Origin of the sequence: Streptomyces sp. NPDC051940, from assembly GCF_040680895.1 — a bacterium.
Classification (GTDB): domain Bacteria; phylum Actinomycetota; class Actinomycetes; order Streptomycetales; family Streptomycetaceae; genus Streptomyces.
Genome location: NZ_JBFAXR010000041.1, coordinates 21320 through 34986, shown reverse-complemented (window position 1 = coordinate 34986; position 13667 = coordinate 21320). Strand labels below are relative to the sequence as shown.

Annotated in this window: 12 protein-coding genes; 6 read left to right on the top strand and 6 right to left on the bottom strand. The window is 74.1% G+C overall.

Annotation, left to right across the window (positions count from 1 at the left end; all coding sequences use genetic code 11):
* The first annotated feature begins 149 nt into the window (after positions 1 to 149).
* From AB0M28_RS18135 to AB0M28_RS18120, 4 genes are all read left to right on the top strand, one after another.
* On the top strand, positions 150 to 1511 hold the full coding sequence (locus AB0M28_RS18135) for an NAD(P)/FAD-dependent oxidoreductase (RefSeq protein WP_365405257.1): 1362 nt from the start codon (positions 150 to 152) through the stop codon (positions 1509 to 1511).
* Between the two features lie 849 nt (positions 1512 to 2360).
* Positions 2361 to 2825: a DNA starvation/stationary phase protection protein gene (locus AB0M28_RS18130; protein ID WP_365405255.1), complete on the top strand. Its 465-nt coding sequence runs from the start codon at positions 2361 to 2363 to the stop codon at positions 2823 to 2825.
* 192 nt (positions 2826 to 3017) lie between these two features.
* On the top strand, positions 3018 to 4721 hold the full coding sequence (locus tag AB0M28_RS18125; protein ID WP_365405252.1) for a serine/threonine-protein kinase: 1704 nt from the start codon (positions 3018 to 3020) through the stop codon (positions 4719 to 4721).
* Positions 4718 to 5680 (top strand): hypothetical protein, encoded by a 963-nt coding sequence (locus AB0M28_RS18120; RefSeq protein WP_365405249.1) that lies wholly within the window; start codon positions 4718 to 4720, stop codon positions 5678 to 5680. The genes AB0M28_RS18125 and AB0M28_RS18120 overlap by 4 nt, the downstream gene beginning before the upstream one ends.
* On the opposite strand, the gene AB0M28_RS18115 is transcribed toward AB0M28_RS18120, so the two are convergent.
* The 6 genes from AB0M28_RS18115 to AB0M28_RS18090 form a co-directional block, all read right to left on the bottom strand.
* Positions 5661 to 6329: an SRPBCC family protein gene (locus AB0M28_RS18115; protein ID WP_365405246.1), complete on the bottom strand. Its 669-nt coding sequence runs from the start codon at positions 6327 to 6329 to the stop codon at positions 5661 to 5663. The two genes, AB0M28_RS18120 and AB0M28_RS18115, sit on opposite strands and share 20 nt — an antisense overlap.
* 12 nt (positions 6330 to 6341) lie before the next feature.
* Complete coding sequence (locus AB0M28_RS18110; protein WP_365405243.1) at positions 6342 to 7205, bottom strand: xanthine dehydrogenase family protein subunit M; 864 nt, start codon at positions 7203 to 7205, stop codon at positions 6342 to 6344.
* Positions 7202 to 9628, bottom strand: coding sequence for a xanthine dehydrogenase family protein molybdopterin-binding subunit (locus tag AB0M28_RS18105; RefSeq protein ID WP_365405241.1), 2427 nt, complete (start codon positions 9626 to 9628; stop codon positions 7202 to 7204). Before AB0M28_RS18105 ends, AB0M28_RS18110 begins: the two co-directional genes overlap by 4 nt.
* Positions 9625 to 10122 carry a (2Fe-2S)-binding protein gene (locus AB0M28_RS18100; protein WP_365405238.1) on the bottom strand — a complete coding sequence of 166 codons (498 nt, stop codon included), beginning with the start codon at positions 10120 to 10122 and terminating at the stop codon, positions 9625 to 9627. Before AB0M28_RS18100 ends, AB0M28_RS18105 begins: the two co-directional genes overlap by 4 nt.
* Before the next feature lie 150 nt (positions 10123 to 10272).
* Entirely contained in the window at positions 10273 to 11157 is an 885-nt protein-coding gene (locus AB0M28_RS18095) for a hypothetical protein (protein ID WP_365405235.1), read from the bottom strand.
* 77 nt (positions 11158 to 11234) lie between these two features.
* A complete protein-coding gene (locus AB0M28_RS18090; RefSeq protein ID WP_365405232.1) occupies positions 11235 to 11855 on the bottom strand; it encodes a TetR family transcriptional regulator in 621 nt (206 codons plus the stop codon).
* Between the two features lie 81 nt (positions 11856 to 11936).
* On the opposite strand from AB0M28_RS18090, the gene AB0M28_RS18085 reads away from it, so the two are divergent.
* Entirely contained in the window at positions 11937 to 12887 is a 951-nt protein-coding gene (locus tag AB0M28_RS18085; RefSeq protein ID WP_365405229.1) for an oxidoreductase, read from the top strand.
* Positions 12888 to 13020: 133 nt separating this feature from the next.
* Entirely contained in the window at positions 13021 to 13614 is a 594-nt protein-coding gene (locus AB0M28_RS18080) for a hypothetical protein (RefSeq protein WP_365405227.1), read from the top strand.
* Positions 13615 to 13667 lie beyond the last annotated feature (53 nt).

Genomic DNA, 13667 nt, shown 5'->3' with positions numbered 1-13667 from the left:
TCTCCCGCGCGGGGCGGTTTGGGATTGCAAGATAGGTGCGTCCATGACATCCCACAAGAGGGCGTGACGGGTTGGGACATGCGGCGGTTGATGGCGGATTCGGCGCCGCCTGCGCCTACGGTGGGTGCGTTGCCGAAGAGGAGGCTGTCATGGTGCGGGAAGCGGACGTCGCGGTCATCGGGCTCGGTCCCGGCGGGGAGCACGTCGCGGGCCGGCTCGCCGAGTCGGGTCTGGACGTGGTGGGCGTCGAGGCGGAGCTGGTCGGTGGCGAGTGCCCGTACTGGGCCTGCGTACCGAGCAAGATGATGATCAGGGCGGGCAATCTGCTCGCCGAGACCGGGCGCGTCGCGGGCATGGCCGGCGAGGCCGCGGCGATGGCCGACTGGGGGACGGTCGCGGGGCGGATCCGCGACGAGGCGACGGACGACTGGAACGACAAGGTGGCCGCGGACCGGTTCACCGGCAAGGGCGGGACGCTGGTCCGCGCGCGGGGCCGGCTGGCCGGGCCGGGCGTGGTGGAGGCGGGCGGGGACACCTACCGGCTGCGGCGGGGTGTCGTGATCGCCACCGGTACGCGGCCCACGGCGCCGCCCGTACCGGGTCTGGCCGAGGTGCCCTACTGGACGAACCGGGAGGCCGTGTCGGCCAAGCGCCCGCCCGAGTCGCTGATCGTGCTCGGCGGCGGGGCCGTCGGGGTGGAACTGGCCCAGGTCTTCGCCCGGTTCGGCACCCGGGTCACGGTCATCGAGGCCCAGGACCGGCTGCTGCCGCTGGACGAGCCGGAGGCCGGGGAGCTGATCGCGGGCGTGCTGGAGCGGGAGGGGCTGCATGTTCGCACCGGGGCGCGCGTGTCCGGGGTCGCGCACGACGACGGCGGATTCCATCTGACCCTCGAGGGGCAGGAGTCGCCGCTGACCGCCGAGCGGCTGCTGGTCGCCACGGGGCGCCGTCCGGCGTTGGCGGATCTGGGGCTGGAGACGGTGGGGCTGGACCCGCAGGCGCGGTTCCTGCCCACGGACGGCCAGCTGCTGGTCGCGCCCGGCCTGTGGGCCGTCGGCGACGTCACGGGCAAGGGCGCGTTCACGCATATGGCCATGTACCAGGCCGCGATCGCGATCCGGGCGATCCTGGGCGAGCCCGGGCCGGACGCGGACTACCGTGCGGTGCCGCGGGTGACCTTCGCCGATCCCGAGGTCGGATCGGTCGGTCTCACCGAGCAGGCGGCCCGCGACGCGGGGCTCACGGTGCGGACGGGGACGGGTCAGGTGCCGTCGTCCACGCGCGGCTGGATCCACAAGGCGGGCAACGAGGGCTTCATCAAGCTGGTCGAGGACGCCGGCCGCGGCGTGCTCGTCGGCGCGACGTCGGTGGGGCCGGTGGGCGGCGAGGTGCTCTACGGCCTGGCGGTCGCGGTGTCGGCGGAGGTCCCGGTGGACCACCTCCGCCACATGATCCACGCGTACCCCACGTTCCACCGCGGCGTCGAGGACGCCCTGGCAGCGCTGCGCTGACCCCGTCCCCGGGGGTGTGCTGCGCCTGCCGGGCGCGGGGGGCTGCGCCCCGAGCTGTCCGGGGCCGTGTCCCGCACCCTTCGGGGCTGCGCCCCGAGCCCGTACGGCCCGTGTCCCGAGCCCTTTCGGGGCTGCGCGCCGAGCTGGCGTGGGGTGCTCCTCGGGCGGGTGGGGCGCGCCCGGCGGGGGGTACCCCAGGGTCGACAGGGTCTCGAGGGGCTGACCCGAACCTCGTTCGGGGGCGCAGCCCAGCTCCGGCCCGGGCGGGCTGCGCCCCCGAGCACCCTGTCCGTGCGGTCACCGGCCGGTGGTCGGCGGGGTGTGCCGCGCCCGGCGGGTTTCGGAGGCTGCGCCCCGAACCCTGCCCGGGGCTGTGTCCCCGAGCACCGCTCGGGCTGTGCCCAGGAACCCTGTCCGGTGCGCTGCCCGGGAGGCTGTGTCACGGACTCCAGCTCGGGGCCCCCCACTGAGCCCTGTGCGGGGGCTGCGGCTTGAACCCGATCCGGTCTCCGCTCCGCCGCCCCGCCGGGAGGCCCGGGCTTCCCCCGGTGGGCCCCCCGGGGCTCTGCCCCGCCCCCCGAGGGCTCTGCCCCCCAAGGGCTCCGCCCCGCCCCCAGGGGCTCTGCCCGATCTCTCCGGCTCCGCCCCACCCCCGCGGGGCTCCGCCCCACCCCTGCGGGGCTCCGCCCCACCCCCGCGCGGGGCTCCGCCCCGACCCCCGGGGGGCTTCGCCCCGGCCCCCTCCGCCGGCCGTGCTTGGGGCGGTCTTGCTGTGGGGGCTGAAATTAGACGGAGTCTAAGGTAGGATGGAGTCCATAAGGAGCGATCGTCTAGAAAGAGGAGCCGATCATGAGCGTGACGCTCGAGTCGCAGGCGCGGAAGGCCGTGCACGAGGCGCTGCAGAGCGCCCTGGTGGACCTGCTTGACCTGTCGCTGCAGGCGAAGCAGGCGCACTGGAACGTCAGTGGACCCCTCTTCCGTGAGCTGCACCTCCAGCTCGACGAGGTCGTCGGCCTGACCCGGGACCACGCCGACACCGTCGCGGAGCGCGCCGCCGCGCTCGGCGCACAGCCCGACGGCCGCGCCTCGACGCTCGCCGCCGAGCGCGCGCTGCCGGACGTCGGCCCGGGACGGCTGTCCGACCAGAGGGTCATCGACGACGTCACCGAGCTGCTCGGCCAGGCCGCCGCGCGGATGCGGGAGCGGATCGCGGACACCGAGACCGCGGACCCGGTCACCCAGGACCTGTTCATCGGGATCACGGCCGACCTGGAGAAGCAGGCGTGGTTCTTCCGGTCCCACCGGATCGGCTGACGGAGGCCGGCGGAAAGGGAAAAACCGCCCAGTATCGACGGGATCGTCGCACCGGGCCATGACATCCGCTATAAGACGCCTATAAGTCGGTGACAAGTGGAACCGGCCGCAGGACGGCGGTGTCTGTCACTGCGTTGTGAGCAGACGACAGGCATCCGCCAGGCGGATGGGCCCGTACCGGGGGGTGGGGCGATGAACGGCTGGACGGTTCCCGGATACCGGGAGTCCCGGGAGCTGGGATCGGGCGCGAGCGGCCGGGTGGTCCTCGCGTTGCACGAGGCGACCGGCACCTCGGTCGCCGTGAAGTATCTGAGCGACGAACTGCGCGCCGACGCGGGCTTCCTGCGGGAGTTCCAGGACGAGGCCCGGCTGCTCGGCGCGCTCAGTTCGCCGTACGTCGTACGGCTCTACGAGTACGTCGAGTCGCCGCACGGCGCCGCGATCGTCATGGAGGTCGTCGACGGCATCGCCCTGCGCGCCCTGCTGAAGCAGGAGGGCGCCACCGGCCCCGAGGCGGCGCTCGTGGTGCTGAAGGGCTCCCTGCAGGGGCTGGCCGCCGCCCACGCGAGCGGCATCGTGCACCGCGACTACAAGCCGGAGAACGTGCTGGTCGCGGCCGACGGTTCGTCCAAGCTGGTGGACTTCGGCATCGCCGCGCGCAGCGGGGCCACGCCGGACGTCGCCGGCACCCCGCTGTACATGGCGCCCGAGCAGTGGACCGGCGCGGCCGCCTCCCCGGCGACCGACGTGTACGCGGCCACGGCGACGTTCTACGAGTGCCTCACCGGCCAGCGCCCGTACACCGGCGACACGTTCGCCGAACTGGCCGTGAAGCACACCACCGCGCCGATCCCGGCGGAGAACGTCGCCGAGCCCGTACGCCAGCTCATCCGGCACGGCATGGCCAAGGAGCCGGACGAACGCCCGCCCACCGCCGACGCGTTCCTCGCCGAACTCGACGCCGTCGCGGGCGCCGCCTACGGGCCCGAGTGGGAGGAGCGCGGGCAGCGCAAACTGGCGGCGCTGGCCGCCCTGCTGCCCCTGCTGTTCCCCTCGGCCGTCGGCGCCTCGGGCGGTGCCACGTCCCTCGCGCGCACGGTGCTCGGCGGCAGCCGCGGCCGCGCGCTGTGGATGACCGGGCGGCGCGGACTGCTGGCCGGCATCGGCGCGGCGGTCATCGCGGGCGGGCTCGCGGTCACGGCCGTCGCCACGGAGGTGGTCGGCGGCGACAGCGGCACCACGCGCGTCTCGGCGACGACCGTCGCCGAGCCGGGCACGACCCCGGGATCCGACCCGGCCTCGCCGACGGAGTCGGCGTCCGGTTCGCCGTCGGAGTCCGCGTCGCCCAGCGCCTCGGAGTCCGCGGAGCCTTCGGAGTCCGCGACGGCTCCGTCCACGGCGGGGTCGACCGGGGGCACGACGGACGGCGGTGCCACGGACGGCGGTTCGACGAGCGGCGGGACCACGGACGGCGGTTCGACGGACGGCGGGACCACCACCGGGGGCACCACCACGGGCGGTACGACCACCGCGCCGCCGACGACGCCGGCACCCGATCCGGTTGCCGTCACCGAACTCAGCGTGCTGGGTCCGCAGAAGACCAGTGACTACTCGGCCCAGGCCTACGCGTACGTGCGGACCAGCGCACCGGATGCGGTGACCCTGACGGCGACCTGGTACGCCCTGGGGGCCAAGGGCGAGGTCCTCGCCCAGAGCGGACCGGACACGCGGACCCTGAGCGGCTCGACCTACTACGCGCGGATCGACGTGAAGGCGTCGTTCAACTTCGACTGCGCCCAGGTCAGCCAGGTCAAGGTCGTCCTGAGCACGAAACCTGCCGCGCCCAACGGCAGCGTCACCGGCCTGATCCAGACGTGGGGGTGCACGCCGCGATGAACGAGCCCCGGGACGAACGGCCCGTACAGGACGAGGTGCCGGCGGAGCCGGTGAGCGAGCCGGGCACGCGGCGGCTGCCTAAGCCGGGGGCGGAAGGGGGGACGCTCGGCCTGGGCGTACCCGCCTCCGACGCCGGGACCCGGCGCCTGCGTCCGGCCGAGGAGGACGCGCCCGCCGACGCCGTACCCGCGCCGCGCGCCCCCGAGGAGGAGTCGGACACCTACAGCGCGACCTTCATCGACTGGGGTGACACCCCCGAGGAGCCGCCCCGGGCCGAGTGGCCGAAGGTGACGCTCCCGTACTCGCCGACCGTCCGGGCGGGAGACTTCGCCGCCCCGACACCGACCGTACGGGCCCCCGACACCACGCCGACGCCGACCCTACGTTCCACCGACCCGGTCGCCGCACCGCCCGTGCCGGCCGAAAAGCCCACCGGGCAGCCCCCCGAAGCGCCGCCCGGCGACGGCGTACTGCGCTTCGGCCCCGGCGTCCCGGACCAGACCTCCGTCACCGCCGCCGCGGTCTGGCACGGCACCCAGGCGACGCCCGCCCCGCAGAAACGCAAGCCTCCCAGGTGGCGCGGCTATCTGCTCGCCGCGTTCCTGCTCCTGTGCTCACTGGCCTTCGCCTACTGGCAGTGGCTCGGCAGCGGCCTGAAGGTCCAGAGCGTCGCCGTCGCCACCGACCCCAAGGGCCCCGCCTGCGACAGCGCGGCCGACATCGTCGCCACGGTGCACACCAACGGGCGGGGCGGAAGCGTGAGTTACCGCTGGGTGCGCAGCGACGGCACCCGCTCCGGTGTGCTGAAGGAGCGCTTCAGCCGGGGCCAGGACGAGGCGAGGATCCATCTGCTGTGGCGGTTCGAGGGCGAGGGCACGGTGAACGCCAAGGCGGAGCTGGTGATCACCGAGCCCTCACCGCGCACCTCGTCCGTCGAGTTCACCTACTCCTGCCCCTGAGGCGGCGGATTCCGCGCCGCCGCCTGAACCGCCTCCGTACGGCCGCGACCGCCAGCACCAGCGCGGCCCCGGCCGCCACCAGCGCGCCCAGCCGCTTGCCGACCGGGACACCGGCCGTACGGAGCAGGTCGATCGGCTCGTCGGCCACCTCCGCGCCGAGGCCGGAGCCTGAGTCGGATGCGGAGCCCGGGCCGGAGCGGGCCGACTCGCCGAGCCGTTCGGCGAGGCACTCCGCGAACTGGCCGACCAGCTTCTCGCCCACCTCGGCCATCACGCCGCGGCCGAACTGCGCCGGCCGGCCGGTGATGGTCAGATCGGTGAACACCGCGACGGCGGTGGTGCCGTCGTCGCGGTCGTGCAGCTGGCCGGTCACCTGGGCCCGGGCGGTGCCGTGGCCGCGGACCTCGCGGCCGTTGGCCACCAGCACCATCCGGTGGTGCTTCTCGTCGCGCTCCACGAACTCCGCCGTGCCCTGATAGGTCACCGTGATCGGGCCGACCTTCACCTTCACCGCGCCCTTGACGGTGTCACCGTCGTAGTCCTCGACGCTGGCGCCGGGCATGCACGGGGCGATGCGCTCGATGTCGAGCAGTACCTCCCACGCCTCGGCCGTCGGCACCGGCACGGTGAACTCGTGCTGCAACTCCATGCGTCGTGCTCCTTACCGTCCGGTGTCCGCCGCCGCGAGGACCGCGCGCCGGGTCAGCACCGTGGCCAGGTGCGCCCGGTACTCGGGGCTCGCGGACAGGTCACTGCCCGGGCTCGTGCCCTCCGCCGCGAGAGAGGCCGCGCGTCCGACGGCGTCCGCCGTCGCCTGCGCACCGGCGAGCGCGCTCTCCGCCGCGCGGGCGCGCAGCGGTGTGGGTCCCATGTTCGTCAGCCCGATCCGGGCCTCGGCGATCCGCCCGTTGTCGCGGCGTACGGCCGCGGCGACGCCGACGATCGCCCAGGCCTGGGCCACCCGGTGGAACTTCTCGTAGTGGAAGCCCCAGTCCGCCGACAGCTTCGGCACCCGCACCTCCACCAGCAGTTCGTCGGGGGAGAGGGTGCTCTGCAGATAGTCGGTGAAGAACTCCGCCGCCGGGATGCTCCGCCGCCCGGCGGGCCCCTGGGCGACGAGTTCGGCGTCCAGTGCCAGCACCGCGGCCGGCACGTCGCCCGCCGGGTCGGCGTGCGCCAGCGAGCCGCCGAGGGTGCCGCGGTGGCGTACCGCGGGGTCCGCGACGGTGGCGGTGACCTCGGCCAGCAGCCCGGCGTAGCGGCGCACCAGCGGGTCGTGGACCACCGTGTGGTGCGTGGTCATCGCCCCGATGACCAGGGTGTCGCCGTCCTCGCGCACCCCGCGCAGCTCGGGGATCCGCCCGACGTCCACCACCAGTTCGGGGAAGGACAGCCGCAGCCGCAGCAGCGGCATCAGCGACTGCCCGCCGGCCAGCACCTTGGCCTCCTCGCCGCCGTCGGCGAGCCGCCGTACGGCCTCGTCGACCGAGGCGGGGGCGATGTAGTCAAAGGAGGGAGGGATCATGACGCCTGCTCCTTCGTGTCGACGGCCGCGTTCGCAGCGTCTTGGAGCGCGCGCCAGACGCGCTCCGGTGTGCACGGCATCCGCAGGTCCGTGACGCCGAGCGGGCGCAGCGCGTCGACGATCGCGTTGACCACGGCCGGGGTGGATGCGATGGTGCCGGCCTCGCCGACGCCCTTCGCGCCCAGCGGGTTGGAGGTGGCCGGGGTCTCGGTCCGGTCGGTGACGAAGTCGGGGAGGTCGGGGGCGGCGGGCACCAGGTAGTCCGCCATGGTGCCGGACACCAGGTTGCCGTCGTCGTCGTACACGGCCTCCTCGTACAGCGCCTGGGCGATGCCCTGCGCCAGCCCGCCGTGCACCTGGCCCTCGACGATCATCGGGTTGACGACCGTGCCGACGTCGTCGACGGCGACATAGGTCCGGATGTGCACCGCGCCGGTCTCGGTGTCCACTTCGACGGCGCACAGATGGGTGCCGTGCGGATAGGAGAAGTTCTCCGGCTCCTCGATGTGCCCCGCGTTGAGCGTCGCCTGCATGCCGTCCGCCAGATCGTGGCTGGTGAACGTGTCGAAGGCGAGCTCCTGGATGGTCTTCTTCGCCTCCGGCTTGCCGCGTACGGAGAACGTGCCCGCGGCGAAGTCGAGTTCGTCCTCCTCCACGCCCAGCAGATGCGCGGCGACCGTACGGGCCTTCGCCACGACCTTCTGCGCGGCCCGGTGCACGGCGACACCGCCGACGACCAGGGACCGCGAGCCGTAGGTGTCCATGCCCTGCACGGCCACCTTGGTGTCGCCGTGCAGCACCTCGACGTCGTCGAAGGGCACCCCGAGCACGTCGGCCGTGATCTGGCTCCAGGCCGTCACATGGCCCTGCCCGTGCGGGCTGGTACCGGTGACGACCTGCACCTTGCCGGTCGGCAGCAGCCGGACCTGGCAGGCCTCCCAGCCGCCGGCCGCGTACCGCAGATCGCGCAGCACCCGGCTCGGCGCCAGCCCGCACATCTCGGTGTACGTCGAGACGCCGATGCCCAGCCGCACGCTGTCGCCCTGCTCGTTGCGCTTGCGCTGCTCGGCGCGCAGCTCGTCGTAGCCGAAGAGCACCCGGGCCTTGTCGGTGGCGGCCTCGTAGTTGCCGCTGTCGTACGTCAGCCCCGCGATGGTCGTGTACGGGAACTCCTCGTGCCGGATCCAGTTGCGGCGGCGCAGCTCCAGCGGGTCCATGCCCAGCTCGACGGCCAGGTCGTCCAGGATCCGCTCGACGGCGAACGTCGCCTCCGGCCGGCCGGCACCGCGGTAGGCGTCGGTGGGGGTGCGCGTGGTGAACACGCCCGTGCAGGTGAAGGAGTAGGCGTCCATCTTGTAGATCGCCGGGAACATGAAGGCGCCGAGCAGCGGCACACCGGGGGTGACGATCATGAGATACGCGCCCATGTCCGCCAGCAGGTCGACCTTCAGGCCCAGCAGCGTGCCGTCGCTGCGCGCGGCCACCTCGATGTCCTGGATCTGGCCGCGTCCGTGGTGGGTGGCCAGATAGCCCTCGGACCGAGACTCGGTCCACTTCACCGGCCGGCCCAGCCGCTTGGCGACGACGAGGGTGATGACCTCCTCGCCGTACACCTGCAGTTTGGAGCCGAAGCCGCCGCCCACGTCGGGTGCGATCACGCGGATGAGGTGCTCGGGGATGCCCGTCGTCGCGGCGAGCATCGTGCGCAGGACGTGCGGGATCTGGGTGGCGGAGTAGACCGTGTACTCGTTGCCGTTGACCAGCGGGGTGACCACGACGGCGCGCGGCTCCATGGCGTTGGGGATGAGCCGCTGCTGGTGGAAGCGGCGCTTGAGCACGACGTCCGCGCCGGCCCGGGCCGCCTCGTAGTCGCCGGCGTGCAGCGGCCAGTCGAAGCAGCGGTTGGTGCCCTTGTCCGCGTGGACGAGGGGGGCGTCGGGGGCGAGGGCGGCCTCCAGGTCCATCACCGCGGGCAGCGGCGTGTAGTCGACCTCGACGGCCTCCAGCGCGTCCGCCGCCGCGTACCGGTCCCGGGCGATCACGACGGCGACCGGGTCGCCGGCGTGGTGCACCTCCGAGACGGCGATCGGCGGATGCTCCGGCATCACGATGTCCTCGGTCACCGGCCAGGCGCACGGCAGCGATCCGAGCTCCGCCGCCAGCTCCGCGCCGGAGTACGCGGCGACGACGCCGGGGCGCCGCCTCGCCGCCGACACGTCCACCCGGTCGATCCGGGCGTGCGCCATGGGGCTGCGCAGGATCGCCAGGTGCAGCATGCGGGGGTCGGAGATGTTGTCCGTCCAGGTGGTACGGCCGGTGAGCAGCCGTTCGTCCTCCTTGCGCAGGCGGGCCCGGCCCACTTCGGCGGCGCCGGCCTGCCGCGGGATCTGGGTGGCGGCGGGGGCCTGTTCGGTGGTGGTCATACGGACGCCTCCTCACCGCTCGGCGTCTGGCGCTTCTCGGCGGCGGCCGCGGCGAGCACGGCGCGGACGATGTTCTGGTAGCCGGTGCACCGGCAGAGGTTGCCCTCCAGACCGTGCCGGACCTCGTCCGCGGTGGGGTCGGGGTTGCGGGACAGCAGATCGCGCGCGGCCATCAGCATGCCCGGGGTGCAGTAGCCGCACTGCAGACCGTGCTGCTCGTGGAACGCCCGCTGCAGGGGGTGCCAGCGGCCTTCGGCGGCCAGCCCCTCGACGGTCGTGACCTCGCTGCCGTCCGCCTGGACTGCGAGGACCGAACAGCTCTTGACGCTCTGGCCGTCTAGGTCGACCGTGCAGGCACCGCAGTTGCCGGTGTCGCATCCGATCGGGGTGCCGGTCAGGCCCAGTCGGTCACGGAGGTAATGGATGAGAAGGAGGCGCGGCTCGACCTCGTCCTCGTAGGTGGTGCCGTCGACATTCAGCGAGATGCGGTGCATGTGCCCTCCCCGGAGCGGGTGGGTGGTCCCGTCATATGGCTGTGATGCGCGTCACTCTAGGACGGCTTGTCCGGACTGGCGAGTCTGTGCGCATACGCAGCTTGGTGCGGCTTTCGGTGTACGGATCGGGCGCTTCTGCGCGGCGTCCGGTCAGCCGGCCGGGGACGGCGGCAGCGGGAACCCGGGGGACCACAGGGGCAGCGGGCCCGCTACCGCGAAGAGAGCCGCGCCGAGGAGCAGTTGGGTGGCCAGGGTGCGGTGCAGCACCACGCGGACCACCCCGCCGGGCGCCGCCGGCGTCCGGTGCAGGCAGGCGCGGGCCAGCGCGTCCAGCGCCAGCAGCAGCGTCAGGGCGCCCAGTTGGGCGAGGAGGAGGCGGCCGTAGGGCGTGCCCAGCACGGCGGGGGCGGCGCCGAGGGTCTGCCAGGCCTGCATGCTCGTCACCGCCATCAGCAGATGCAGGGACACCAGGCCCGCCGGGGTGAACCGGCGCGCCGCGGCGAGGGCTTCCGGCTCGCCGCGCGCGGCGATGAGCAGCGCGGCCAGGGCGGCCGAGCCGCCGAGCCACCCGGCCGTCGCCGCCAGCTGCACGCTCTGGGTGAGCAGGAGCGCGGGGACGACGGGCGCCTGCGCGGGCAGCTCCGCGAGCTGCTGGCAGCCGGCGGCGGTGAGCACGAGGGCGGCGCCGCCGCCCGCGGCCAGTACGCGCTGGACGCGGGTCGGCCACGGGTCCCCGATGCCGTAACGCCCGAGCGCCCAGCACGCCGTGAGCAGGACGAGCAGTGTCGCGCGCAGCCGCACCGCCGGGCTGCTCACCGGCCCCGGCAGGAGCAGCAGGCCCACCAGCCCCGCCGACCCCGTGGCCCACGCCGCCCCGAGCAGCCGTACGAGCGCCAGGCGCGCCCGTGGGGGCGCCGGCCGCGTCAGCACCGCGCACAGCGCGGCCCCGCCCACGGTGACCAGGCCGGCGAGCGAGCACCAGCGCAGTACGGCGTACACGGAGGCCATCGCGTCGAATCCGCTGACATCGGGCATGGGGGGATGGGTGCCCGGGACCGGCGGCGGCGTGCGGAGCGGGGGGCAAACTCACCCGATGGTGTGGGGCGCGCCTGTCAGCCCCGCGCCGGGACCGCGTCCAGGGCCGGGCCGATCACGGCGAACGCCTCGTCCATCAGCGCGGCCGGGTCCGCGACCGCGTCGCTCTCGCTCCACCGCTGCAGCACGGCGTCGAACGCGGTCAGGGCCATCCCGGCGGCCATCCCCGGATACAGCACCGACCCGGTGTCGAGGCCCAGCCGGTCCGCCAGTTCGGCCGCGAGGCCGTCACGCCAGTTGGCCTGCCGCTCCAGGAACCGCGCGCGCAGCGCCGGCGTGCGCAGGATCAGCTGGACCACGCGCAGGGCGCGGTCGGAGTGGTCCGCGCAGGCGGCGACGGTGACCCAGACGGCGTGCCGCAGGGCGGCGGAGGGCCGCTCGTCGCCGGGACGGGCCGCGAGCTCCGTGCGCATCCCCGCGCCCATGTCGGCGAGGAACTGGACGACCACGTCCTCCTTGGACGCGAAGTACCGGAAGAACGTCCGCTTGGAGACGCCCGCGGCGGAGGCGATCTCGTCGATGGTGACCGCGTCGAAGCCCCGGTGGGCCAGGAGCTGCAGCGCCACCTCGCTGAGCTCGTCGGCGACGAGCTGCCGTTTGCGCTGGGCCAGGGTCGGGGCGGGGTGCGAGGAGGTCACGGCGCCATGGTAGCCCGATGTCGCGCGCGGCACCAGGGTGCTGTCTTGACACCGAGTGACACGCGCAGCACGATGTGCCGTATGACCCAACTGCACTGGACCGCCGAGCAGATACCCGACCAGTCCGGCCGGACCTTCCTCGTCACGGGCGCGAACAGCGGACTCGGCCTGGCCACCGCCGACGCGCTGGCCCGGGCGGGCGGGCGCGTGATCCTCGCCGTGCGCGACGAGGAGCGGGGCCGGCGGGCCGCCGACCGGATCGCCGCCGGGCTGCCCGATGCCGCCCTGGAGGTGCGGCGCCTGGACCTGGCGGACCTCGACTCCGTCCGCGCGTTCGCCGGCCGGCTGCGCGCCGACCACACCCGGCTCGACGTACTCGTCAACAACGCGGGCGTGATGGCCCCGCCCCGGCAGCTCAGCGCGCAGGGCCACGAGCTGCAGTTCGCCGTGAACCACCTCGGCCACTTCGCCCTCACCGGCCTGCTGCTCGACCTGCTCGCCGCCGGCCGCGACCCCCGCGTGGTCACCGTCACCTCGCTGCGCCACCGCCAGGGACGCCTGCGCTTCGACGACCTCGACGGGGCGCGCGGCTACGCCCCGATGGCGTTCTACGACCAGTCGAAGTTCGCGGGCGCCGTCTTCGGCCGCGAACTCCACCGGCGCCTGACCGCCGCCGCGAGCCCCATACGCAGCCTGCTCGCCCACCCCGGCTACACCGCCACCAACCTGCAGACCAACGGACCAATCGCCCTGTGGCGCCTGGTCTTCGGCCGGATCCTCAACCCGCTGCTCGCGCAGGCCCCCGAGCGCGGCGCGCTCCCGCAGCTGTACGCCGCGACGTCACCGGACGCCGCGGGCGGCGAGCTCGTCGGACCCGACGGCCGCGGCGAACTGCGCGGCGGGCCCGTACGGGTGCGGCTGTCCCAGGCGGCGGCCGACCCGGAGACGGGCCGCCGGCTGTGGGAGGTGTCCGGAGAGCTGACGGACGTCCGCTACGGCCTGCCGGCGCCGTCGGGCGGACCCCGGCGGTAGCGACGGCAAGGGGAAAGTCTGGCCGTAAACCCACCCGTTCGGGTGGAGCCTGCCGTCCGCGGCCGGGGCATCCTCAGCCCAGAACGGGTGAGACCGGCATCGGAAGGACGGCACGCAGATGGGTGGAGGTGGGATGGACGCACCGATGCCGGCACCACCCGCGGCGGCGATGTTCCTCCAACTGGCGCTGCTGGGGCTGTTCTGGGGCGTGTTCGCCCTGCGGCTCCTGCGCCTGATCGCCGTACCCCTCCTCAGCGACGCACATCCAGCCGCGGACGCGGCGCACGCGGGAATGGCGGGCGGCATGGTCTACCTGCTGTTCCCGGGTGCGCCGGCCGAGGGCCACCGCCCGCTGGCGGTGGTCCTCGGCGCCGTCGCCGCCGGTTTCGCGCTGTCGCTGGTGCTGCGGGCGCGCCACCGCACGCAGATTCACGTGCACGAACTCGTGCTGCTCAGCGCCACGGCCGCGCTGGCCCTGATGCTTGCCGGCGGCGCCTCCTTCGGGCCGCTGCCGGGGCTGGTGGCCGGCGTCTGCCTGGGCGCCACCGCCTGGCCGCTGCTGCGGCCGGTCCTCGAACCCGCCGGTACGGGACGGCACCGCCGCGGCCCCCGTGACAGCACCCCGCTCCCGCTCGCGGGCAGCCAGCACCGGCTGCTGATCACCGCCCCGCAGCTGGGCTCGGTGGCGATGGCGCTCGGGATGACGTGGATGCTGTTCACGGGCTGAGTCCACGGGGCCGGGCTCAGCAGGGGAACAACCCCGTGATCCGATCCCGCGGG